Origin of the sequence: Pseudarthrobacter sp. SL88, from assembly GCF_026672455.1 — a bacterium.
Taxonomy (GTDB): Bacteria; Actinomycetota; Actinomycetes; order Actinomycetales; family Micrococcaceae; genus Arthrobacter.
Window position 1 is genome coordinate 1213943 of sequence record NZ_JAPPRD010000001.1, and the last position, 22205, is coordinate 1236147.

Here is a 22205-nt window from a genome sequence, read left to right on the forward strand (position 1 = left end):
CAAGCAATTCCAGTGGAAGCCGATCGCGGGCTATCTAAATGCTGGCACTGGTGACCAGCGGGTCAATCTCAAGATCGCGTAGGGGCGGGCTTGTTGGTTTCAAATCAAGGAAATCAACGACCGGGCATCCGTTTCTACCCCTTCAGTCTAGCTGCATCAGCCCGGAAACCCTGTTTCCGCGCCGTGGGGAACGCCGGGACCGGATGGTCCGGGCTCACTGAACCAGTTCGAAGTGCACTTCCCGGGTAGCGATATCCGACGACACCAGGCGGACCCGGACCTTGGTGCCGGACTCCAGCTCACCGGCGCAGCGGGCCGTCACGGCAGGGTCGGCGATCTGGATGATCCCTGAGGACCCGTTTCCGTTGCCGTTCCCGTTTTTGCCGTTCCCGTTTTTGCCGTTTCCGTTTTTACCGTTCCCGTTGTTGCCGTTGCCGTTCTCTTTCTGCGGCTTCGATCCTGAAATCACAATCGCATCGAACTCCTGGCCGATGTGGTTGACCAGCAGGGCAGCCTCCACCGTATCCAGGGCCATGCGCTCCATCCGGGATGCCAGCTGGTCCGAGCCCGCCATAATCTCTGGGAGGGACGGAAGCGCATCCCGCACCCAGCCGGGGACGGTACCTCCGTTGCTCAGCGCCTCGCAGGTCACCAGCACAAAGCGGTCCACCAGGCGTCGCAGCGGCGCAGTGGTGTGGGCATAGGCATCGCCGATGGCCGCCTGGATCGGGGCAGCCGGAACGTTGCCGTCAAAGGCGGTGTATCCGGCGCCGCGGAAGAGCATGCCGGCCGAGTGCATGATGGCCAGCTGTCGGGGGTCCGTCGGGTCAAGGGTCCGCAGGTATTCGCCGTATCCCACCTCGCCGTCCCAGGCTTTGCCCAGCGCCTCCGTCTGCAGCCGGAAGTGGCGCAGGGAGCGCTCGTCCGGTGGCGGCATGGTGCGCAGGATCCCCACCTTGGCGTCGAGCATGATCTTGGCGGCGGCCATCCCCGTCATCAGGGAAATCTGGGCGTTCCAGTCCTCCACGGGCAGCTGGGGTGCAGCAGCAATGCGGTAGCCGCCATCGGGCAGTTGGACGATCTCCTGGTCCGGCATGTTCAGGCTGGCACCGTTCCGGGCGCGTTCCAGGCGGACACGCTTGAGCCCCACTTCCTTCAGCAGGACAAGCAGGGGAGAGGCAGTACCGGCGTCCAGGTCAGCTTGTGCACCCTTGTAGCTGAGTTTCGCGCGGCTTCGAACACGGGCCCGGCGGACACCGACGGACGTGACCTCGGCATTGCCGTCGAGCCGGAAATCCCAGACGAAAGCCGAGCAGTCCTGTTCCGGCAGGAGGCTGCCGGCGCCCTCGCTGATGACTTCCGGGTGCAGCGGAATGCGCCCGTCCGGGGCGTAGAAGGTCTGGCCCCGGCGCCGGGTTTCGGCATCCAGGGGTCCGCCGGGCGCCACGAACGCGGGGACATCGGCGATGGCGTACAGGACGTGGTACCCGCCGTCGCCGTCCGTTTCGATGAAGAGGGCCTGGTCCAGGTCCGTGGACGACGCGGGATCGATGGTGACGAACTCCACCGCGGTCAGGTCGTACTCCGGCAGGCGCAGCGCGGCCACCGCGGCCTCGGCGTCCTTGACCGCGTCACCCGGGTATGGGCCCGGAAGTTCCAGCTCCGTCCGCAGCGCGGCCAAGGCCTCTTCCAGGGCATTGGTGCGCTCATGGACGTTGGGAGCCAGCCGATGATGTGACACGAAAATCAGCCTAACCCCAAGTCATCCGATTACGCAGGGAATCGGTCAGCTTCAGGACGCCGCGGCGTCCAGGGCGGAACGAAGCGAGGCAGCGGCGGCAGCAGGATCGGCAGCATCGGTGATGGCGCGGACCACCACGATCCTTGTGGCCCCGGCCGCGACCACCTGGTCCACGTTGGAGTGGTCGATGCCGCCGATGGCGAACCACGGCACATCACTGGGGGCCTTCGCGGCCGCATGCTTCACCAGGTCCAGGCCGACGGCGGCCCGGCCGGGTTTGGTGGGGGTGGCCCAGAGCGGGCCCACGCAGAAGTAGTCGAGGCCGGCAGGTCCTGCGGCGTCGGCCAGGGCGGCATCCACCTGTTCCGGCGTGTGGCTGGACAGGCCGATGGCGGCGTTGCCGTTGAGCAGCGTCCTCGCGGCTGCTACCGGAAGGTCCTTCTGGCCCACGTGGAAGACCGGGGCACCGGAAAGGACCGCAATGTCCGCCCGGTCGTTGACGGCCCACAGCCGCCCGTGCCGCTGGGCCGACTCCTTGAGGACCGCCAGCAGGTCCAGCTCCTCGGCCGCCTCGATGGACTTGTCCCGCAGCTGGATAATGTCCACGCCGCCTTCGAACGCCGCGTCCACGAACCCGGCGAAGTCGCCCCGGCCGCGGCGCGCATCCGTGCAGAGGTACAGGCGTGCGGCTTTCAGTGCGCCGTTACCGGCCGCAGTGGTGAAGGCATCGGTGCCGGGCGCCGCGGCGGGGGCAGGGGAGTGGGACACATTCATGGCTGCAAGCCTAGTTCCTCTACACTTGCCTCGTACTGCGGGAGCCCGTGGCAGCTGTCACAAAGCGCCGGGCTGAGAGGGCGTCAGAGCCGACCGCTTGACCTGATCCGGTTAATACCGGCGTAGGGAAGGAGACACCATGGGCATCCCCGAAAGCCCTCCGGACACCATCGCAAGCTCCTCCGTCGTTCCAACAATTTCTGCCGACGTAGCAGTGATCGGCGGAGGCGTCATTGGCCACGGCATAGCCTGGGAGGCCAGGCGCTCAGGCCGGTCAGTGGTGCTGATAGACGATGCACCGGGCTCCGGAGCCAGCTGGGCGGCGGCAGGCATGCTGGCCCCCGTCAGCGAGCTGCATTACCAGGAGGAAGAGCTCCTGGGCCTCATGCTGGATGCATCGGAGCGCTGGCCGCAGTTCGCCGCGGACCTTTCCCGCGTGTCAGGCCGCGGTTCCGGATACCTGGCGACGCCCACGCTCGCCGTTGGCGCCGACGCCGGCGACCGGCAGGCACTGATGGACCTGCGCGGCGTGCAGCAGGCCAACGGACTCGCCGTGGAACCCTTGACGGTCCGCGAGGCCCGGCGCCGGGAACCGCTGCTCAGCCCCGCCATCGCCTGCGCACTGGACACTCCTGCGGACCACCAGGTGGATCCCCGGCGACTCGTAGGGTGCTTCCGGGCCGCCCTGGCCAGCCACCTCCCGGCAAGCAGCGGCGTTGCCGGGACTGCGGTTGCCGGCGCGCTGGATGGATTCGCGGTGGCGGACAGGGCTGTGGCGCTTGAATGGGCAGATGGCGCCGTGGCCGGTGTCCGGCTTGCCGGAGGCGGACTGGTGCTCGCCGGCGAAACGGTGGTGGCCAACGGCATGGCGGCGGCATCCCTCGAGAACCTGCCGGCGGGACTCCGGTTACCGTTGCGTCCCGTGCACGGCGACATCCTGCGGCTGGCGGTCCCCCAGCACCTTCAGCCCTTGCTGACGTCCACAGTCCGCGGACTGGTGCGCGGTGTCCCCGTCTACCTGGTTCCACGCGAGGACGGAACCGTGGTCATAGGCGCCACCCAGCGGGAGGATGCTCCGGCGGGAGCCGGCACTGCGTCCGGAGCTGTGCCGCCGAGTACCGGGTCCAGCGCGGTGTCCGCTGGCGGCGTGTACCAGCTGCTTCGCGACGCCCAGGTGCTGGTGCCCGCGGTCGCAGAGTTGGAGTTGCTCGAATGCACCGCGCGGGCCCGCCCGGCCACCCCGGACAATGCCCCGCTACTGGGCAGGGTGCCCGCGGATGGGGGAGACGCCAGCGCAGCCCATATTCCCGGACTGATCGTGGCCACAGGATTCTTCCGCCACGGCGTTCTCCTCACGCCGGCCGCGGCCGCCATCTGCCGCGACCTGATGGAGGGAAAGGCAGACCCCCGGTGGCAGCCGTTCCGTCCGGACCGCTTTTCCGGCCGGATCCCGGCCCCCAGCTTCAACATCAAGGAGACAGCATGAACATCACCCTGAACGGGGCACCACGCACCGTGGCGGACGGGGCGTCCATCACGGCATTGGTGAGCGAAGTAACCGGACGCGCGCTTGCGGCCGACGGCCAGGCAACCGACGGGCAAAGGCTGGGCGTGGCCGTGGCGCACAATTCCGAAGTGGTGCCCCGCAGCCAATGGCACGGCACCGCGCTCGCGGACGGCGACGACGTCGAACTCGTCACCGCAGTACAGGGAGGCTGACACGATGACCGAATCGACCACCCTTACCCCAGCGGCACCCAGCAGGCCTGACTCCCTCGTTATTGACGGCGTCGCCCTGGAGTCGAGGCTCATCATGGGGACGGGGGGCGCGCCAAGCCTGGACGGCCTGGGCGCAGCTCTGGTGGCCTCCGGAACGTCCCTCACCACGGTGGCCATGCGGCGCTACTCACCCGCAGAATCGGGCTCCCTGTTCCAACTGCTGGTGGACCACGGGATCCGGGTCCTGCCCAACACAGCAGGCTGTTTTACTGCGCGGGACGCCGTCCTGACCGCCGAACTGGCCCGGGAAGCGCTGGAAACCGACTGGGTGAAGCTGGAGGTCATCGCCGACGAGCACACGCTCCTGCCGGACGCCGTTGAGTTGGTGGACGCCACCGAACAGCTGGTCAACCGCGGCTTTAAAGTCTTTGCCTACACCAATGACGACCCCGTCCTGGCCCTCCGGCTGGAAAACCTGGGCGCCACCGCAGTGATGCCGCTGGGATCTCCGATCGGGACCGGACTCGGGATCCTCAACCCGCACAACATCGAACTCATCGTGTCCCGTGCCAACGTGCCCGTGGTCCTGGACGCCGGGATCGGCACGGCATCTGACGCGGCGCTGGCCATGGAACTTGGGTGCGACGCCGTCCTGCTGGCCACTGCGGTGACCCGTGCCCAGAACCCGGCCCGGATGGGTGAGGCATTCAAGCACGCCGTTATCGCCGGCCGGCTGGCGAAGGAGGCCGGGCGGATTCCCCGCCGCGAGCACGCGCTGGCGTCGTCCGCCATGGAGGGCCGGGCCGAGTTCCTTTAGCCAGTGATGCTTCAGGGACTGTGACGCTTTAGGACTGAACCGCCTGGGGGATTGCCCCGATTAAACGGCTGTGGCCGCCACCGTTGAAGGTGGCGGCCACAGCCGGTTCCGGTGACTAACGCCTCAGGATGGCGGTCAGCCGATGGGTATCGTTCCTTGCGCGGGTGCGGCCCAGGACAAGCACCGTCCCGGCGGATGCCGCCGCGCCCAGCACAATGGGCAGCACCCAGGGAATCCACGTCCGTCCGGGAAGGTAACCGAATCCGGCCGCCATCAGGATGATCCAGCTCAGTGCAGCCACCCCGACGGCCACGCCGGCCGGAAGGCCGGCGCCATACTTGGCATGACGTTTGTCATTGGCCCAGACAATGAAGCCGGCCGCGACGGTGGCCAGCACAACAATGATCAGGGAAAGCATGGGTCTCCTCAGGGAAGCAGGGCAGTTCCGGCCGGTGCTAGAACTGGCCGAAACCTACGCGCCGGACTTCTTCCGCGCCGATTTCCACGTACCCCAGGGCGTTGCCGGGAACAATGATCAGGCGCCCCTTGTCATCGGTGAGGCGCAGTTCGCCGCCGCCCTTGATGGCTTCCCCCACAACCTGGGCCACGGTCTCCGCATCCTGGTTTGATTCCAGGACGATCTCGCGGCCAACGTTCTGCACGCCGATCTTAATTTCCACAGGGGCCTCCCAGCCGGTCAGGTTCTTTGGTGATGGTCTATTTGTAGTCTAGGACTCTTTGGGGAAGCGAGAGATTCCGCGCCAAGCTAAACGGTAGATGAGGTCGCTGGCCACATCGAGATCCAGGTTGCCGTCCGTTTCCAGCCAGTACCGGGCGCTGACCTGCGCCATCCCCGCAAGGCCGCGGCCCAGCAGTTCCGCTTCGAGGTGGGGCAGCTTGGTGTCCCCGGCGATCACCCGCGCAATGGCATCGGCAAAGGTCCGGTTGAAAGTCTCGAGGCGCGAACTGACGTCGGGGTCGTTGACGAGGTCGGACTCGAAGACGAGGCGGTGGGCCTGGTCATCGCTGGCGATGAACCGGAAGTAGGCCCGCATGACAGCCTGGACGCGTTCCTTATTGTCCGTGGTGGAGTTCAGCGCCCCCAGCATCAGGTCGGTCAGGGATGCCAGGTGGCTGTCCAGGAGGGCCAGGTACAGCTCGCGTTTGGACGGGAAGTGCTGGTACAGGACCGGCTTGCTGACATGGGCGGTCTCGGCGATCTCATCCATGGCGGCCCCGTGGTAGCCGTTGGCCACGAAGACTTCCTGCGCTGCGGAAAGAAGCTGTGCCCGCCGTTCATCGCGGGGGAGCCGGGCCGACCGTTGTCCTGCGGGTCGCGAGGAAGTTTGCGGTTCGGCTGCCGGCGGGCGGTCAGCCCGTGCTTCATGGACCACAGTTGTCCTTCTTTCCATTGCAGTTACCCCTACTTTACTGCGGGGTAATATGACCCGGCGGTACCCCGGGGCATACATTGAAGTATGGCTTCGTCGTTCGCTGCAAATGTTTCAGCAGTTTCCCTTGATCCTTTGGTGGAACCCGCCGCGGAACTCACGTCCGAAGAGGTGGAACGGTATTCCCGGCACCTCATCATTCCGGAAATCGGCTCGACAGGGCAGCGGCGGCTCAAGAACGCGAAAGTACTGGTTATCGGCGCCGGCGGGCTGGGCTCGCCCGCGTTGCTCTACCTCGCAGCCGCGGGGGTAGGAACACTGGGGATCATCGACGATGACGCCGTGGACCTGAGCAACCTCCAGCGCCAGGTCATCCACGGTGTGGCAGACGTCGGACGGCCGAAGATCGAATCGGCCCGCGACGCCATCGCCGCCCTGAATCCACTCGTGGACGTCCGGTTGCACCAGGTCCGGCTGGACGCATCCAACGCGCTCGAATTGTTTGCCGATTACGACCTCATCCTGGACGGCGCAGACAATTTCGCCACCCGCTACCTGGTCAACGATGCTGCCGCGATCCTGGGAAAGCCGTATGTATGGGGCTCAATCTTCCGGTTCGACGGCCAGGTGAGCGTCTTCTGGGAAAAGCACGGACCCACCTACCGCGACCTCTACCCGGAGGCGCCGCCAGCCGGGTCTGTTCCTTCCTGCGGCGAGGGCGGCGTCTTCGGCATGCTGTGCGCGGCGGTGGGATCACTGATGGTGACAGAGGCAGTGAAGCTTATTACCGGCGTCGGGCGCTCCCTGCTGGGACGGGTGGCGCTGTACGACGCCCTGGGCGGCAGCTGGCGTGAGATCCGGGTGTCCAAGGACCCTGCCGCTGCTCCCATCACCGAACTGACCGACTACGAGGCGTTCTGCGGCATCGAGCCCCAGGCGCCGGCGGACACCGAACACACCGTCACCGCCGCCCAGCTCGCCACCATGCTGGCCTCACGGAAGGCCGGGCTGAAGGACTTCGACCTGGTGGACGTCCGCGAGCCGGGTGAGTTTGAGATCGTCCGGATCGAGGGCGCCGTGCTCATTCCGCAGGGAAGGATCCTGGCGGGGGAAGCCTGGGCGGAGATTGCCCAGGACCGGGACATCGTGTTCCTGTGCAAGGCAGGCACCCGCTCGGCGAACGTCCTGGCCGCGGCGCAGAAGGCAGGGTACCGGCGCGTGAGCCATCTCGACGGCGGCATTCTCTCCTGGGTGCGTGAGGTGGAGCCGGAAAAGCCCGTTTACTGACCCGTTGCCCAATCTAATATGGCTCCTAAACCGGCGGTTTAGGAGCCATATTAGATACTGCAAAGTTGGGAGGGTCAGGCGCTTTCGAGGCCCTTGTGGTCCACCGGGCATTCAGCCTGGCCGGCTGCGGGAGCTGCTGTCCCCGGCTGTTCCACGGTTATGCCGTAGAGCGCTTCCAGGGCCGCCACATAATCGTCCTGCTGGCCGTTCGCGGCGAGCTCGCGGGCGCGCACCGTGGGTACGTGCAGCAGCTGCTTCACCATCCGGCGCAGGGCAAACTCCACTTCCTCGGCCGCTGCAGTGCAGCCGTGCCGGGCGCGGACCTTTTCCATTTCGGCGTCCAGGACGTCCATGGTGTGCCGGCGGAGCGCAACGATGGCCGAGTCCACGGACCGGGCTTCGCGTTCCTGCTCGAACGCCTTGGCAGCGCCCTTGACGATGCCGCTGGCCTGCGCCAGCGATTCGGCCTGCTCCTGCGGCGCCGCGAGGCGCACGGATTCGAGCGTCAGCAGTTCCACGCCATCGAGTTCGCCCACCGCGGGATCGAAGTCGTGGGTGAGGGCAAGGTCGATGGCGATCAGCGGCTGGGCGGAGCCGGCACGGACCTGCGCCAGTTCGTCGGCTTCAACGCGGGTATCGGAACCGCTGCAGCCGATCATGACATCCGCAGCGGCCACGGCCGGTCGGAGCGAGTCAGCGTCCAGGGCTGTGCCTCCCCGGGTTGCGACGAACCCTTCGGCACGGCCGGACGAGGAGAAGACCGACACGTCGGTGCAGCCGCGTTCACGCAGCAGTGCCATGGTGGCGCCGGCGTACGCACCGGTGCCAAAAACGACAACCTTCTTGGCGGACCAGTCAGGATTTTCGGAGAGATCGGTTGCGAGGTCCAGGGCTACGGACACGATGGACAGGCCCCGCGAGCCGAGTGCGGTCTGGGCGCCTACGTCCTTGGCGGTCTTGGAGGCGGCCTGGAAAAGCCGGACCAGCCCGGAGCTGGCGGTGCCTTCATGCTGGGCCGTGATCAGGGCGCGCCGCACCTGGCCGGCGATTTCGCGTTCGCCCACGACGGCGGAGTCGAGTCCCGCACTCACGGCGAAGAGGTGCCGGGTCACTTCGGGGCCGGTCCTGGTGCTGAAGGAGCGGGATACGAGTGGTTCGGCGAGCCCGCTCTTGGCGCTGATCTGGGCCACGAGGGCAGCACGGGCGGCCTCGACGTCGTCCGTATTCGGAGCCTCGCCGTAGATTTCGTACCTGTTGCAGGTAGCCAGGACCACGGCCCCGGACACTGCCGGCGAGCCGGAGAGCACGGTAGCGGCAATCCCAGAGGAACCGTTGCTCAACTGAGCAACGGTCTCAAGATCGATGTCGGCGTGTGTAGCCACCAATGAAAAAAGAACCACAGCAGACCTATCATAGCTTTTTCGCAGCTCCGTAGAACAACGGGTACGCCGAAGATGGCCCATGAGGGGCTGTGATTCCTGCCACCGGGCGGCGGCAGGGCCCATCCGTGACAGCCTGTCGTTATCTTTTGCGGCTGATTTTGGGCACAATCGAAGGCATGACTCCTAGCCCCGCCGTCTCCGCTGCCGGCACACTCGCCGCAGACCATCCGCTCATGGATGGCCGCACCGCAGACTCCCCGCTGATCACGGCCTACCGGGGCGGCAAGCCGTCCCGCCGTCCCGTCTGGTTCATGCGGCAGGCCGGGCGTTCGCTGCCGGAATACCTGAAGGTCCGCGAAGGCATCGCCATGCTGGATTCCTGCCTCCGGCCCGAACTGGCCTCGGAAATCACCCTCCAGCCCGTCCGCCGGCACGACGTGGACGCAGGCATCTTCTTCTCGGACATCGTGATCCCGCTCAAGCTGGCCGGCGTGGGCGTAGACATTGTCCCCGGGGTCGGCCCCGTGCTGGACAAGCCTGTCCGGACGGCAGCAGATGTGGCCGCCCTCCCGAAGCTGACCTGGGAAGCCCTGGAACCCATCCGCGAAGCCGTCCGGCTCACCGTCGCCGAACTGGGCAAGACGCCCCTGATCGGTTTTGCCGGCGCACCCTTCACGCTGGCCGCCTACATGGTGGAAGGCAAGCCCTCCCGCGACCACCTGGGCCCGCGCACCATGATGCACGCCGATCCGGAAACCTGGAACGCCCTGGCTAACTGGGCTGCCGACGCGTCCGGCCTCTTCCTGCGCGCCCAGCTCGAAGCCGGGGCATCCGCGGCCCAGCTCTTCGATTCATGGGCAGGCTCGCTGGGCCTTGCTGACTATCAGCGGTTCGTGGCGGCGGCATCCTCGCGTGCCCTTGACCACGTCCGCCACCTTGGCGCACCGCTGATCCACTTCGGAACCGGCACCTCAGAACTCCTCGTTGCCATGCGTGACGTCGGGGTGGATGTGGTGGGCGTGGACTACCGCCTGCCGCTCGACGAAGCCAACCGCCGGCTGGGCGGCTCCGTACCTCTCCAGGGCAACATTGATCCCGCCCTGCTGTCTGCTCCGTGGGACGTCCTCGAAGCTCACGTCCGCGAAGTCATTGCCGCCGGAGCCGGGGCACCCGGCCACGTCCTCAACCTCGGCCACGGCGTCCCGCCGGAAACCGACCCGGACGTCCTGACCCGCGTGGTCAAACTCATCCATTCCATCTCCCCGGAGTAGCCGCGTGCACAGCTCGCCGGCAGAAGCCAGCCAGGCGCTGGTGGTGGGCGGGGGAATATCCGGCCTGCTCGCCGCCAGGGAACTCGCCGCAGCGGGCTACCGGGTGACGGTGCTCGAGGAAAGCGGCGCCTGGGGCGGCTGCGTCGGCAGCCATACTGTGGCCGGAATCAACCTGGACAGCGGGGCAGAATCGTTCGCCACCAGGTCCGACGCCGTCGCCTCCCTCGCCGCCGAACTCGCGCTGGACATCAACATCGTGCAGCCCCGGCCGGGCGGCGCGTGGGTGCAGCTGCCCGAAGGCCCCCGCGAACTGCCGAAGACCGGTGTCCTGGGTATCCCGGCCAATCCGTGGGACCCGGAAGTCCGGCGGTCCCTGGGCCTGCTCGGTGCGCTCCGGGCCTCAGCGGACCGCTTCCTTCCGGCGTCGGTGGGTGCCGGAACTGACGTAACAAGCGTGGCTGCGCTGGTCCGCGCGCGGATGGGCAAGCGCGTCCTGGAACGGCTGGTGGCGCCGGTGGTGGGGGGCGTCCATTCAGCGGATCCGGGGATGCTCGACGTCGACATGGTGGCGCCCGGTCTCCGTGCCGGACTGCGCCGGGAGGGTTCCCTCGCTGCCGCGGTTTCCGCGCAGCGCAGGGGCAAGGCCGGCGGCCCCGCAAAAGCCGGCTCCGCCGTCGCCGGACTCAAGGGCGGCATGCACACGCTGACCGACGCGCTGGTGGCAGACCTCGCCGACAGGGGAGTGACCCTCCTGAGGGGTACCCGCGCCGAATCCGCGGACCGCACGTCCGGGGGATGGCGGGTAACCGCCGGGGAAACAACCTACGACGCCGCCGTCCTGGTGGTGGCCACCGACGGTCCCGCCGCCGTCGACCTCCTGGCGCCGTCCGTTCCGGGAATCGCAGGAAAGAAGCCGGGCGCCGGTCCTGACGTGAAGCTGGTGACCCTGGTCATTGGCAATGCAGCGCTGGACAACCGCCCGCGCGGCACCGGCGTCCTGGTGGCGCCCCAAACGCCCGGCATCGGCGCGAAGGCGTTGACGCACGCCACAGGAAAATGGGAATGGCTGCGCGAAGCCGCCGGGCCGGGCCGGCACGTGGTGCGGTTGTCCTACGGGAGGGCCGACGGCGACGGCGGGCCAGAGAAGCAGCGCGGTCCGGAGACCGATGAGGAACTGCTCGCAGCTGCCCTGCACGACGCCTCGGCACTGCTGGAAGTTCCCATCCGGCGCAGTGACGTTGTGGACTGGGACGTGGTCCGCTGGCGTGGCTCGCTGCCGTTTGCCGCGGTAGGGCACCGTGCCCGGGCAGCGTCCATCCGGGACGCCTGCTCGGCCACCGGCGCCCTGGCCGTCGTGGGCGGCTGGGTGGCCGGCAACGGCCTGGCAGCCGTGGTGTCCGACACCCGGACGCAGCTGCGAAACCTGCTGTCCTGACCATCGCCGCTGGTCAGGAGGGCGGCCACAGCTTTGGGTCCCACCCGCGCATGCAGCGGCGGCGGTTGCAAACTTTCCTTTGCCTGCAGGCTTTGGTTAGGGTCGATGACCATGGTTCAACACAGGTCCGAGCTTTCAACATCCCGGACCGGTATCCATGGGGGAATCCGACGCAGCGCAGCAGCAGCCGCAGTCGGAGCGGTACTGGTTCTCACCACAGGCGCGCAGGCGTCCCAAGCGTCCCACGCGACGCCTGACCCCGGCGACAGCACCGCGTCAGCCACGCTGGGCGCGGGTTCCCTGCCTGTGGATGTGTCCCTCACGATCGGCTCCGGGGATGCCAAGGAATCCGGCCAATCCCGTGAAACCGCGGCGGCCAAGGACACCCGCCGGCGGACGGCAGCCTCCGCCGTTACTCCGGTGCCGGCGTCGCTGGTCCCGGCGGTGCAGGCATCCCTGACGGCGACTGCGACTGCGACGGCCAGTGTTTCTCCCACGGCCAGTGCCACCGTTGCTCCCACGTCCACTGCCAGGGCACTGACGGCGCCGGCCGTGACCCTCCCGCCGGTTCCGCTTCCGGACTTGCCCCTGCCGCTGCCGTCCGGCACCCCGAACGGTCCATCGGAAACCGCCGTGGCACCTGCCGGTGACGCCACCACGCAGGCCGCACCGGAATCCCGCCAATCGCAGGCCGTCCCCGAGCTCCAGGCGGCCCGGCAGGCTCCGGCCGTTCCCCGGCCGCAGGCGCCGCAGGTTCCCGCAACGACGGTTGCCCCGGCGGCCGCCCGGCCCTCGTCCACGGACGGCGCCGCCCGGTCCGCCGAAGCCGTTCCCGGCAGCAGCGCTTCCGCTGACGGTGCTTCGGGCACTGCCGGGTCGCCGGGTGCGGACCGGCTGGCATCTGCGGCGAGGGGGCTTGGACAGGTTGCGGACACGCGCGTGCCCCGGGCCGCAACATTGCCCGGCAGTGCCGCTGCCAGCAGCACCGTGCGCAGTACCGGCACGCTGACGCCGGCGCAGTCGGGAATGCAGACGGCTGTGGTGTGGCTGGGCATAGGGCTGGTTGCCGTGGGCGGCGCCGCGGGCCTCGTTTACCTGCGTCTTCGCAAGCCCTGACGGGCGCTCCGCCGGCACCGGAGGCTGCGGCGTCTGTGACATTAAGCACTTCTACACGCCGTAGAAGTCTCCGGTTTCGACTTGGCGGTACCGAAGGGGCAAACTTGTAACCATGAGCCACACTTCTGCCGAATCTGTCACTAAAACCGAAGAATCAGCCGAGCAGTTCTTCACCCTCTGGACGGTCTTTAAGCGGTCAGGGCAGGTTGCCCGCAGCGCCGATGCTGCAGTTGAGTTCGAAACGCTGCTGGAACGGCTCGCCGCCGCCGGTGTCACGCACCGCGGAAGCTACGACGTCTCAGCCATGCGCGCCGACGCCGACGTGATGGTGTGGCTCCACGGCTCCAAGCCGGAGGCCCTGCAGCAGGCCATCCGCGACATCCGCCGCAGCAACCTTTTCGCGGGCACGGAGATTGTCTGGTCCGCCATGGGCGTCCACCGCGAAGCAGAGTTCGCCAAGAACCACACCCCGGCCTACTCACGCGGCGTCGCCCCGGCCGAATGGCTGTGTGTCTACCCGTTTGTCCGCTCCTACGAGTGGTACATCCTGCCCGAGGAGGAACGCGGCGGAATGCTGCGCGAACACGGACTCCTTGGCCGCGAGTTCCCGCAGGTCATTTCCAACACGGTTTCCTCCTTCGCCCTGGGCGACTGGGAATGGATCCTTGGCCTTGAGGCCCCCGAACTGGTTGACCTCGTGGACCTTATGCGCCACCTCCGTGCCACCGAAGCGCGGAACCATGTCCGTGAAGAGGTCCCGTTCTACACCGGACGCCGGGTCTCCGCCGAGGAAGTAGCCGAGGTACTCGCATGAGCCCGCTCGACCCCCAGACCGCCGCCGCCAATCCCGTCACCGAGGCCGGCCGCATGGCTCCCAAGAATTACGACGCCGTCCTCCTCGCCTCCTTCGGCGGGCCCGAGGGCCAGGACGACGTCATCCCGTTCCTCCGCAACGTCACCCGCGGCCGCGGGATCCCCGACGAACGGCTCGAGGAAGTTTCGCACCACTACCGTGCCAACGGCGGCATCAGCCCCATTAACCAGCAGAACCGCGAGCTGAAGGCCGCACTCGAGGCTGAACTCGCTGCCCGCGGCATCGAACTGCCAGTGTTGTGGGGCAACCGCAACTGGGCGCCGTACATCCCGGAGACGCTGCAGGACGCGTACGACGCCGGGCACCGCCGCCTGCTGATGGTCACCACCAGTGCCTACTCCTGTTATTCCAGCTGCCGCCAGTACCGCGAGGACATCGGCATGGCCCTGACGGACACCGGCCTGGACGGCCGCCTCGAAGTGGATAAGGTCCGCCAGTACTTCGACCACCCCGGTTTTGTTGAGCCTTTCATTGAAGGCACCGCCGCGGGCCTCGCGGAGGTCCGCGCCAAGCTGGCCGATGCAGGTACCCCCGACGCTCCGGTCCAGATCCTGTTCGCCACCCACTCCATCCCCACCCGGGACGCCGAGGCTGCCGGCCGGTCCGAGGGCGAACCGCGCGAATTCGAGGAAGGCTCCGCCTACGTGGCGCAGCACCTTGCCACCGCCGCTGCTGTCATTGAGCGCGTGAAGGAAGAATCCGGACTCACCGCGGACTGGTCGCTGGTGTACCAGTCGCGGTCCGGTGCCCCGCACGTGCCGTGGCTCGAACCCGACATCAACGACGCCATTGAGGAACTCGCAGGCAAGGGCACCAAGGGAATCGTCATCGTTCCGCTCGGCTTCGTCAGCGACCACATGGAGGTTGTCTGGGACCTGGACACCGAGGCCCTGGAAACCTGTGCCAACCTTGGGCTGGCGGCTACCCGCGTCCCCACTCCGGGCACGCACCGGAAGTTCGTCAACGGGCTGGTGGACCTGATCTCCGAACGCACGCTGGCCAACAACATCAGCGACCGCCCGGCGCAGACCGGCCTAGGGCCCTGGTACGACGTGTGCCGCCCCGGCTGCTGCGCAAACTTCCGTGGCGAGAAACCCACCATCGCAGGAGCGGACACGACCGTCGGTACCGGGCACGACCCGTATCCGGCCGCCGGATCCGACACCGCGTCGGGCCAAACCGGGGAAGCAGTGCAGCAGTGACGGTCCGCATCGGTACCCGGGCCAGCAAGCTTGCCCTGACCCAGACGCAGCAGACCGCGGACCAGCTCGCCGCCGTCGGAGGCTTCCCCGTGGAGCTCGTCCACATCCGCACCGACGGCGACGTCCTCACCGGACCGCTCTCGCAGATGGGCGGCACGGGCGTATTCGTGGCCGCTTTGCGCGACGCCTTGCTGCGCGACGAATGCGACGTCGCCGTGCACTCCCTGAAGGACCTGCCCACGGGAGCCGCAGTGGGCCTGAGCCTTGCGGCGACGCCCAAACGCGTGGATGTCCGCGACGTGCTGTGCGCCAGGGACGGACTCAAGCTTGCCGACCTTCCCGCGGGCGCCAAGGTGGGGACGGGTTCGCCGCGGCGCGCAGCCCAGTTGCGGGCCGCGCGCGCCGACCTGGAGATCGTGGATATCCGCGGCAACGTGGACACCCGACTGGGCCGGGTCCCCGGACTGCCCGGCAACACCACCGCCGAGGTGGTTGCCGGGAAGTCCTGCGATCTCGATGCCGTGGTGTTGGCCGCAGCGGGACTGGAGCGCATCGGCCGGCTGGACGCCGTCAGCGAATACCTTGAACCCGATGTGATGCTCCCGGCCGCTGGCCAGGGGTCGCTCGCCATCGAGTGCCGGACCGCCGACGCGCCGCACAAACCCGGATCAACAGAGGGATCCCAGGAAGTGCTGGCGCAGGCCCTTGCCGCCCTCGACGACCCCGACACCCGGCTGGCCGTCACCGCGGAACGTGCCCTGCTGGCCAGGCTCGAAGCCGGCTGCGCCGCTCCCGTCGGTGCCTACGCGTACCGCAAAGGCAGCATGCTCCACCTGGAAGCCGTGGTGTGTGCCGTGGACGGGAAAGCTTCCGTCCGGGACAAACGCGCCACGGACGGGCTTACCGACGTGGGCGCGACGCTGTTGGGCATTGAACTGGCCGAAGTCCTCCTTGCCGGCGGAGCCGCCGACATTGCCGACCTCCAGGCCTCCTGACCCGGCGATGACGATGCCTTCCAGCGCACCCTGCCAGCACGGACCGCTCAGCGGAGCCCGCGTCCTGGTAACCCGCAGCCCGGAACGGTCGGCGGCGCTTGTCCAGGCGCTGGCCCGGGCAGGAGCCACGCCCGTCCTGCTGCCGCTGATCGACTTTGAACGCGCGCCTGACCAGCATGCCCTGGACGTAGCCTGCGACGCACTGGCCGCCGGTGCCTTCGACTGGCTGGTGGTCAGCAGCGCCACCACCGTCCACGTCCTGATGGAAAAGGCAGCGGAACGCGGACTGGAACTGGGCCGCCTGGTCCCTCAGGCCACCAGGATCGGGGCGATCGGACCCGCCACCCGCAGGATCCTGGAATCCCAGGGCCTGGCAGTGGAACTGACGCCGGCCGGGGAACAGTCGGCCGCGGGCTTCCTGGAAGCCTGGACCGGGCGCGGCAGGGTCCTGCTGCCCCAGGCCGACATTGCCGCCGCCACATTGGCTGACGGACTGGCCCACCGCGGCAGTGACGTCACAGCGGTAACGGCCTACCGCACGGTCGACTTCCCGGCGGCAGCGGAACGCAGGCTCGCCGTGCAGCCGGAAGACGCCGGCGCCGGCCAAGCGACGGCGTCGTACACGCTGCTCACACCCAAAGTCGCAGCGGCTGAAATCGACGGCGGACAAATCTCCGCGGTGGTGGCCGCATCCCCGAGCGCCGTGCGCCGCCTTGCCGCCCTGTCACCGTTGGCCGGCTGCCGGATCGTGGCCATCGGACGTTCGACGGCGGAACAGGCGGCCGCGCTGGACCTGCCTGTGGCCGCGGTGGCGGAGGAGCCCACGCCGGAGGGGCTGGTGGCCGCCGTCGTGAAAGCCCTCACCCCACCCTGACCGGGCAGACCACCCGCCGCAGCAGCATTCACGCAACAACCTGAAGGACAGCATCCATGACTTTCCCCAGCCAACGCCCCCGCCGCCTGCGCACCACCCCCGCCATGCGCCGGCTCACCGCCGAAACCCGGCTGGCCCCCGCCGAACTCATCCTTCCTGCCTTCATCCGCGAAGGGCTCACCGAGCCGAACCCCATTACGTCCATGCCAGGCGTGGTGCAGCACACCACCGACTCCCTTAAGCGGGCTGCGGCCGAGGCGGTCGAACTTGGCCTGGGCGGCATCATGCTCTTCGGCATCCCGGAAACCCGCGACGCCGAAGGGACCGCTTCCCTCGACCCGGAGGGTGTCCTGAACAAGGCCATCAGCGATGTCCGTGCCGAAGTCGGCGATGACCTGGTCATCATGAGCGACGTCTGCCTGGATGAATTCACCGACCACGGCCACTGCGGAGTGCTCGACGCCGACGGGTACGTCGACAACGACCGCACCGTGGAAATCTACGCCAGGATGGCCGTTGCCCAGGCCGAGGCCGGCGCCCACATGCTGGGGCCATCCGGCATGATGGACGGCCAGATCGCCGCCATCCGGGCAGCCCTCGACGACGCCGGCCACGCAAACACCTCGGTGATCGCCTACTCGGCGAAATACGCTTCGGCGTTCTACGGGCCGTTCCGGGAAGCTGTGGATTCGCAGCTCAAGGGCGACCGGCGGACCTACCAGATGGACGCCGGCAACCGCACCGAGGCACTGCGTGAGGTGGAACTGGACCTTGCGGAAGGCGCGGACATCATCATGGTCAAGCCTGCCATGAGCTACCTGGACATTGTGGCTGACGTCGCCGCCATGAGCCCCGTGCCGGTGGCGGCCTACCAGATCTCAGGCGAGTACGCGATGATCGAAGCCGCTGCCGCCAACGGCTGGATCGACCGCAAGGCAGCCATTGCCGAGTCCGTCCTCGGCATCCGCCGGGCGGGCGCCCACATGGTGCTGACCTACTGGGCCGCCGAGCTCGCCGGCTGGCTGAAGGAAGCCCGATGACCGGGACTTCCGGCGAAGGATCTGTCCCGGAATCGCCGGCCGCTTCCCCAACAGCCCCAGTGGGCGGGAACCGCATCCTCCTGGGCCTGAACACTTTCGGCGATGTCGGCACGAATCCGGACGGCAGCCCCCAACCGCACGCCCAGGTCCTCCGCCATCTGCTGGAGCAGGCGGAACTTGCCGACGCCGTCGGACTCCATGCCTTTGGTGTGGGGGAGCACCACCGCAAGGACTACGCCGTGTCCGCGCCGGAGGTTTTCCTGGCCGCAGCCGCGGCGCGCACGTCCCGGATCCGGCTCGGCTCCGCCGTGACCGTGCTGAGCTCGGACGATCCCATCCGGGTGTTCCAGCGATTCTCCACGGTGGATGCGATCTCGGACGGCCGCGCCGAAGTCATGCTGGGGCGCGGATCCTTCGTGGAATCGTTCCCGCTCTTCGGCCTTGACCTGGCCGACTACGAGGTCCTCTTCGAGGAAAAGCTGGAGCTTTTTGCCAAGGTGCGGGCGCAGAAACCCGTGCATTGGGAAGGGCGGACCCGTCCCTCACTGCACGGGCTGAGCGTCTACCCGCCGCTCGAACACCACCTGCTGCCCACGTGGATTGGCGTGGGCGGCACACCCGAATCAGTCCTGCGGTGCGCCCAGTACGGGTACCCGATCATCTTCGCCATCATCGGTGGCCAGCCGCGTGCCTTCAGCCCGCTGGCGGACCTCTACCGAGAGGCCATGGGCAAGTACGGACGTCCCATGCAGCAGGTGGCCACGCACTCGCCGGGGCATGTCGCTGCCACGGACGAGCAGGCGCGGGAGGAGTTCTTCCCGCACTGGCTGGCCCTGCGCAACCGGCTCGGTGCCGAACGCGGCTGGGGTCCGGCAGGTCGCGGCGAGTTTGACGCCCTGTGCGCCCCGGAAGGCGCCCTGTACGTCGGCTCCCCGGACACGGTGGCGCGCAAGATCGTCCAGCTGAAACGGAACCTGGGCGTGGACCGCTTCGACTTCAAGTACAGCAACGGACCGCTGCCACATGCGGCCATGATGCGCTCCATCGAACTGCTCGGCACGGCGGTTGCGCCCCGGGTGGCAGAAGCCGTCGCCGGCTGACCTTCCGCGCCGCCTGCTGACGCCCCGCGACGCCGGCCCCGGCACTGCAGGCAGCTGACCAGGGCGGCACCCGGAGCGCCGGCAAACTGAGAGAATAGGAACCATGACTTCCAGCACCCCTCGCAACGAGGAACTTTTCGACCGCGCCCGCAAGCTGATGCCGGGCGGGGTCAACTCGCCGGTCCGGGCCTTCGGGTCGGTCGGCGGAACGCCCCGGTTCATGGTCTCGGCCAAGGGCCCGTACCTGATGGACGCCGACGGCAACGAGTATGTGGACCTGGTGTGCTCATGGGGTCCGGCCCTGTTGGGCCACGCCCATCCAGCCGTGCTTGACGCGGTCCACGCTGCAGTGGACCGCGGCCTGTCCTTCGGCGCCTCCACTCCGGACGAGGCCAACCTGGCCGAAATCGTCATGGAACGCGTCCCCGCCGTCGAGCGGCTCCGCATGGTCTCCACCGGAACCGAGGCCACCATGACCGCCGTCCGGCTTGCCCGCGGGTTCACCGGCCGCAACCTCATCATCAAGTTCGCCGGCTGCTACCACGGACACCTTGACGGGCTGCTGGCCGCCGCAGGCTCCGGCGTGGCAACCCTCGCCCTGCCCGGTTCGGCCGGTGTCACCGAGGCAACCGCGGCCGAAACCCTGGTCCTGCCCTACAACGACCTCGCGGCCGTTAAAGAGGCGTTCGCCACCCACGGGCCCAACATCGCGGCCGTCATCACCGAGGCAGCCCCCGCCAACATGGGCGTGGTCACGCCCGGCGCGGGCTTCAACCTGGGCCTCTCCCAGATCACCCGGGAGCACGGCGCGCTGCTCATCGTGGACGAAGTCCTGACCGGCTTCCGCACCGGCTACTCCGGATACTGGGGGCTCACCGGCGGCGCTCCGGACGCAGCAGACCCGTGGACGCCGGACCTGCTCACCTTCGGGAAGGTCATCGGCGGCGGAATGCCGACGGCGGCCCTTGGCGGACGTGCCGACGTCATGGATTACCTCGCGCCCACCGGCCCGGTCTACCAGGCCGGGACACTCTCCGGAAACCCCGTGGCGATGGCAGCCGGCGTGGCCACCCTGACCCACGCGACCCGTGATGTGTACTCCTACATCGACGTGCGGTCACTGGAACTGTCGTCCGCCCTGTCCACGGCGCTGGACGCAGCCGGCGTGGACCACTCCATCCAGTTCGCCGGGAACCTCTTCTCGGTGGCGTTCGGAACCTCGGCCCACGGGGTCCACAACTACGCAGATGCGCAGGGCCAGGAGGCGTTCCGCTACGCCCCGTTCTTCCACTCGATGCTGGAGTCCGGCGTGTACCTGCCCCCGTCCGTCTTCGAGGCCTGGTTCTTGTCCGCCGCGCACGACGACGCTGCCATGAACCGGATCTTCGATGCCCTGCCCGCCGCGGCCAGGGCTGCCGCAGCCGCGCAGGGCTAGTTTCCGCCCGGGCCAGTCCCGTGGGTGGACAGTCCCGCCCTGGCCGGTCCCGCGCAGGCTGGTCCCGCGTCAGGCGAGGTGTCCCCCATTGGCGAGGGCCGGCGTCGTGCGCTTCCCTGAGCCTTGTTCCCGGGACCCTGCCTTGACGGCGGGGTCCTGCGAACAAGCGTCGGACGCACGGCCCAAACCATAAGGAAAGATCCCCGGCTGCGGCGCAACCGGGGATCTTTCTTGTGTAGCTGAGGCTAGAGGACGTCCGAGAGGAAGCCCCTCAGCCGGTCCGTGGCGGGAGACGTGAAGATCTGCTCCGGCGGGCCGGACTCCACCACCACGCCGGCGTCCATGAATGTCACGGTGTCCGACACGTTCCGGGAGAAGCCCATCTCGTGCGTTACCACCACCATGGTCATGCCACCCTTGGCCAGGTCTGTCATCAGCGCCAGGACACCCTTTACCAGCTCGGGGTCCAAAGCTGATGTGGCCTCGTCGAAGAACATGACTTCGGGCTTCATGGCCAGCGCCCGGGCGATCGCGACGCGCTGCTGCTGGCCGCCGGAAAGGTTGGCCGGCCGGACATCCGCCTTGTGCTTCAATCCCACCAGGTCCAGCTGCTCCAGGGCCTCGGCACGCGCCTGGTCCTTGGGCAGCTTCCGCAGCTTGCGCAGGGCCAGCGTCACGTTCTCCGCCACCGTCTTGTGCGGGAAGAGGTTGAACTGCTGGAAAACCATGCCGATCCGCTGGCGCAGCTCGTCCGGGTTGTCCTTCAGGACCGAGCGGCCATCCAGCAGGATGTCGCCCTGGTCCGGTTCGATCAACCGGTTCATGACCCGCAGCAGGGTGGACTTGCCCGAACCCGATGGGCCGATCACCGAAGCGGTGGTGCCCTTCTCGACGTGCAGGTCGATGCCGCGCAGGACGTGGTTGTGTCCGAACGAAAGGTGAAGGTTCTTGCCGGTCAGGGTTCCGGAAGCGAATTCCGTCATGCTTGTGCCCCCTTGCCGATAGGTGCTGCCGCGTCGTCGGGTTCCTTCTTCTCCGGCCGGCCCGTGCGGAGCCGGTTATCGATGAAGTTGACGAAGTGGGTGAGCGGGACGGTCAGGATCAGGTACAGGACACCCGCAGCCACCAGCGGCGAGAGGTTGCCCGTGTTCGCCATGGCATCGTTACCGATCCGGAAGATCTCCCGGTCCGAGGCAGCAAGGCCCAGCATGAACACCAGGGAGGAGTCCTTCAGCAGCGAGATGAACTGGTTCACCAGGGCGGGAAGGACGCGGCGGATACCCTGAGGCACCACCACCAGGCGCATGGAACTGCCGTAGCTGAACCCGAGCGCCCTCGACGCCTCAAGCTGGCCTTTTTCAACACTTTGGATGCCTGATCGGAAGATCTCGCCAATGTACGCGGCGGCAACCAGGGTCAGGGCCAGGATGCCCAACGGGTACGGGTTCCGCGAGCCCGTGATTTCCCGGGCAATCGGGCTCAGGCCGATGCCGATCACCAGGATCACGAGGATGGCCGGGAGGCCACGGAAAATGTCGGTGTAGATGCGGGCAACCCAACGCGCACCGGCGTTCCGTGAGATTCCCATCATGGCCAGCAGCAGTCCCAGCAGGGAACCAAGGATGCCGGAGGCCACGGCGAGGATCAGGGTGTTGGGCAGGCCCACCGACAACAGGGAGGGAATGACCTTGGCCATTTCCTCCCAGTTGAAGAAGGTGTCAGCCAGTTGATCGAGGAGATCCATAAACGTCC

At 67.8% G+C, this 22205-nt stretch carries 22 protein-coding genes and 1 riboswitch; of the genes, 14 read left to right on the plus strand and 8 right to left on the minus strand.

Annotated elements, in window-relative coordinates:
* Positions 1-214 precede the first annotated feature (214 nt).
* Together OVA06_RS05625 and thiE are read right to left on the minus strand one after the other, a co-directional pair.
* On the minus strand, positions 215-1741 hold the full coding sequence (locus tag OVA06_RS05625) for an RNB domain-containing ribonuclease (RefSeq protein WP_268156903.1): 1527 nt from the start codon (positions 1739-1741) through the stop codon (positions 215-217).
* A 51-nt stretch (positions 1742-1792) separates the two neighbouring features.
* The gene (gene thiE, locus OVA06_RS05630; RefSeq protein WP_268156905.1) at positions 1793-2515 is read right to left on the minus strand and encodes a thiamine phosphate synthase; all 723 of its coding nucleotides are present in this window, start codon (positions 2513-2515) and stop codon (positions 1793-1795) included.
* Between the two features lie 27 nt (positions 2516-2542).
* Positions 2543-2661, plus strand: a riboswitch (TPP riboswitch).
* On the opposite strand from thiE, the gene thiO reads away from it, so the two are divergent.
* The 3 genes from thiO to OVA06_RS05645 all read left to right on the plus strand — a co-directional run bounded on the left by thiO (position 2655) and on the right by OVA06_RS05645 (position 5051).
* Positions 2655-4001: a glycine oxidase ThiO gene (thiO, locus tag OVA06_RS05635; RefSeq protein ID WP_268156907.1), complete on the plus strand. Its 1347-nt coding sequence runs from the start codon at positions 2655-2657 to the stop codon at positions 3999-4001. Its footprint overlaps the riboswitch before it by 7 nt.
* Positions 3998-4234 carry a sulfur carrier protein ThiS gene (gene thiS / locus OVA06_RS05640; protein ID WP_056074948.1) on the plus strand — a complete coding sequence of 79 codons (237 nt, stop codon included), beginning with the start codon at positions 3998-4000 and terminating at the stop codon, positions 4232-4234. The genes thiO and thiS overlap by 4 nt, the downstream gene beginning before the upstream one ends.
* 4 nt (positions 4235-4238) lie before the next feature.
* Positions 4239-5051, plus strand: coding sequence for a thiazole synthase (locus OVA06_RS05645; protein WP_268156909.1), 813 nt, complete (start codon positions 4239-4241; stop codon positions 5049-5051).
* Between the two features lie 115 nt (positions 5052-5166).
* Here OVA06_RS05645 and OVA06_RS05650 read toward each other — a convergent pair whose 3' ends face one another.
* From OVA06_RS05650 to OVA06_RS05660, 3 genes are read right to left on the minus strand one after another with little or no spacing between them, the layout of a single operon-like run.
* Entirely contained in the window at positions 5167-5469 is a 303-nt protein-coding gene (locus tag OVA06_RS05650; protein ID WP_056084847.1) for a hypothetical protein, read from the minus strand.
* 37 nt (positions 5470-5506) lie between these two features.
* The gene (locus tag OVA06_RS05655) at positions 5507-5731 is read right to left on the minus strand and encodes a DUF3107 domain-containing protein (protein ID WP_268156912.1); all 225 of its coding nucleotides are present in this window, start codon (positions 5729-5731) and stop codon (positions 5507-5509) included.
* A 48-nt stretch (positions 5732-5779) separates the two neighbouring features.
* Positions 5780-6445 carry a TetR/AcrR family transcriptional regulator gene (locus OVA06_RS05660; RefSeq protein WP_056084851.1) on the minus strand — a complete coding sequence of 222 codons (666 nt, stop codon included), beginning with the start codon at positions 6443-6445 and terminating at the stop codon, positions 5780-5782.
* 84 nt (positions 6446-6529) lie between these two features.
* On the opposite strand from OVA06_RS05660, the gene moeB reads away from it, so the two are divergent.
* Complete coding sequence (gene moeB, locus OVA06_RS05665) at positions 6530-7729, plus strand: molybdopterin-synthase adenylyltransferase MoeB (protein ID WP_268156915.1); 1200 nt, start codon at positions 6530-6532, stop codon at positions 7727-7729.
* A 74-nt stretch (positions 7730-7803) separates the two neighbouring features.
* Here the strand turns inward: moeB and OVA06_RS05670 are convergent, their stop codons facing one another.
* Positions 7804-9129 carry a glutamyl-tRNA reductase gene (locus OVA06_RS05670; protein WP_268156917.1) on the minus strand — a complete coding sequence of 442 codons (1326 nt, stop codon included), beginning with the start codon at positions 9127-9129 and terminating at the stop codon, positions 7804-7806.
* A gap of 158 nt (positions 9130-9287) precedes the next feature.
* Here OVA06_RS05670 and hemE point away from each other — a divergent pair, with 158 nt between their 5' ends.
* From hemE to hemL, 10 genes are all read left to right on the plus strand, one after another.
* A complete protein-coding gene (gene hemE / locus OVA06_RS05675) occupies positions 9288-10382 on the plus strand; it encodes a uroporphyrinogen decarboxylase (protein WP_268156919.1) in 1095 nt (364 codons plus the stop codon).
* A gap of 4 nt (positions 10383-10386) precedes the next feature.
* On the plus strand, positions 10387-11817 hold the full coding sequence (gene hemG, locus OVA06_RS05680; RefSeq protein ID WP_268156921.1) for a protoporphyrinogen oxidase: 1431 nt from the start codon (positions 10387-10389) through the stop codon (positions 11815-11817).
* A gap of 111 nt (positions 11818-11928) precedes the next feature.
* Positions 11929-12933, plus strand: coding sequence for a hypothetical protein (locus OVA06_RS05685; protein WP_268156923.1), 1005 nt, complete (start codon positions 11929-11931; stop codon positions 12931-12933).
* Positions 12934-13045: 112 nt separating this feature from the next.
* Positions 13046-13747, plus strand: coding sequence for a hydrogen peroxide-dependent heme synthase (gene hemQ / locus OVA06_RS05690; RefSeq protein WP_056084871.1), 702 nt, complete (start codon positions 13046-13048; stop codon positions 13745-13747).
* Positions 13744-15009 carry a ferrochelatase gene (locus OVA06_RS05695; RefSeq protein ID WP_268156925.1) on the plus strand — a complete coding sequence of 422 codons (1266 nt, stop codon included), beginning with the start codon at positions 13744-13746 and terminating at the stop codon, positions 15007-15009. The genes hemQ and OVA06_RS05695 overlap by 4 nt, the downstream gene beginning before the upstream one ends.
* Positions 15006-16004: a hydroxymethylbilane synthase gene (hemC, locus tag OVA06_RS05700; protein WP_268156927.1), complete on the plus strand. Its 999-nt coding sequence runs from the start codon at positions 15006-15008 to the stop codon at positions 16002-16004. The genes OVA06_RS05695 and hemC overlap by 4 nt, the downstream gene beginning before the upstream one ends.
* A 13-nt stretch (positions 16005-16017) precedes the next feature.
* On the plus strand, positions 16018-16878 hold the full coding sequence (locus tag OVA06_RS05705; protein WP_268156929.1) for a uroporphyrinogen-III synthase: 861 nt from the start codon (positions 16018-16020) through the stop codon (positions 16876-16878).
* A gap of 56 nt (positions 16879-16934) precedes the next feature.
* Positions 16935-17918, plus strand: a complete 984-nt coding sequence (gene hemB / locus OVA06_RS05710; RefSeq protein WP_268156931.1) for a porphobilinogen synthase — start codon at positions 16935-16937, stop codon at positions 17916-17918.
* Positions 17915-19018 carry an LLM class flavin-dependent oxidoreductase gene (locus tag OVA06_RS05715; RefSeq protein WP_268156933.1) on the plus strand — a complete coding sequence of 368 codons (1104 nt, stop codon included), beginning with the start codon at positions 17915-17917 and terminating at the stop codon, positions 19016-19018. Before hemB ends, OVA06_RS05715 begins: the two co-directional genes overlap by 4 nt.
* A gap of 103 nt (positions 19019-19121) precedes the next feature.
* The gene (gene hemL / locus OVA06_RS05720) at positions 19122-20453 is read left to right on the plus strand and encodes a glutamate-1-semialdehyde 2,1-aminomutase (RefSeq protein ID WP_268156935.1); all 1332 of its coding nucleotides are present in this window, start codon (positions 19122-19124) and stop codon (positions 20451-20453) included.
* 245 nt (positions 20454-20698) lie between these two features.
* On the opposite strand, the gene OVA06_RS05725 is transcribed toward hemL, so the two are convergent.
* Positions 20699-21436 (minus strand): amino acid ABC transporter ATP-binding protein, encoded by a 738-nt coding sequence (locus OVA06_RS05725; protein ID WP_056084884.1) that lies wholly within the window; start codon positions 21434-21436, stop codon positions 20699-20701.
* A complete protein-coding gene (locus OVA06_RS05730; protein WP_056084887.1) occupies positions 21433-22197 on the minus strand; it encodes an amino acid ABC transporter permease in 765 nt (254 codons plus the stop codon). Before OVA06_RS05730 ends, OVA06_RS05725 begins: the two co-directional genes overlap by 4 nt.
* Between the last annotated feature and the right edge of the window lie 8 nt (positions 22198-22205).

Bases quoted from the DNA above. Each gene is read 5' to 3' on its own strand.
- hemB (WP_268156931.1), top strand. From the start codon at position 16,935: ATGACTTTCCCCAGCCAACGCCCCCGCCGCCTGCGCACCACCCCCGCC.
- hemL (WP_268156935.1), top strand. From the start codon at position 19,122: ATGACTTCCAGCACCCCTCGCAACGAGGAACTTTTCGACCGCGCCCGC.
- OVA06_RS05715 (WP_268156933.1), top strand. From the start codon at position 17,915: ATGACCGGGACTTCCGGCGAAGGATCTGTCCCGGAATCGCCGGCCGCT.
- OVA06_RS05645 (WP_268156909.1), top strand. From the start codon at position 4,239: ATGACCGAATCGACCACCCTTACCCCAGCGGCACCCAGCAGGCCTGAC.
- thiE (WP_268156905.1), bottom strand. From the start codon at position 2,515: ATGAATGTGTCCCACTCCCCTGCCCCCGCCGCGGCGCCCGGCACCGAT.
- thiS (WP_056074948.1), top strand. From the start codon at position 3,998: ATGAACATCACCCTGAACGGGGCACCACGCACCGTGGCGGACGGGGCG.
- OVA06_RS05650 (WP_056084847.1), bottom strand. From the start codon at position 5,469: ATGCTTTCCCTGATCATTGTTGTGCTGGCCACCGTCGCGGCCGGCTTC.
- OVA06_RS05685 (WP_268156923.1), top strand. From the start codon at position 11,929: ATGGTTCAACACAGGTCCGAGCTTTCAACATCCCGGACCGGTATCCAT.
- moeB (WP_268156915.1), top strand. From the start codon at position 6,530: ATGGCTTCGTCGTTCGCTGCAAATGTTTCAGCAGTTTCCCTTGATCCT.
- OVA06_RS05730 (WP_056084887.1), bottom strand. From the start codon at position 22,197: ATGGATCTCCTCGATCAACTGGCTGACACCTTCTTCAACTGGGAGGAA.
- OVA06_RS05705 (WP_268156929.1), top strand. From the start codon at position 16,018: ATGCCTTCCAGCGCACCCTGCCAGCACGGACCGCTCAGCGGAGCCCGC.
- OVA06_RS05725 (WP_056084884.1), bottom strand. From the start codon at position 21,436: ATGACGGAATTCGCTTCCGGAACCCTGACCGGCAAGAACCTTCACCTT.
- hemQ (WP_056084871.1), top strand. From the start codon at position 13,046: ATGAGCCACACTTCTGCCGAATCTGTCACTAAAACCGAAGAATCAGCC.
- thiO (WP_268156907.1), top strand. From the start codon at position 2,655: ATGGGCATCCCCGAAAGCCCTCCGGACACCATCGCAAGCTCCTCCGTC.
- OVA06_RS05695 (WP_268156925.1), top strand. From the start codon at position 13,744: ATGAGCCCGCTCGACCCCCAGACCGCCGCCGCCAATCCCGTCACCGAG.
- hemE (WP_268156919.1), top strand. From the start codon at position 9,288: ATGACTCCTAGCCCCGCCGTCTCCGCTGCCGGCACACTCGCCGCAGAC.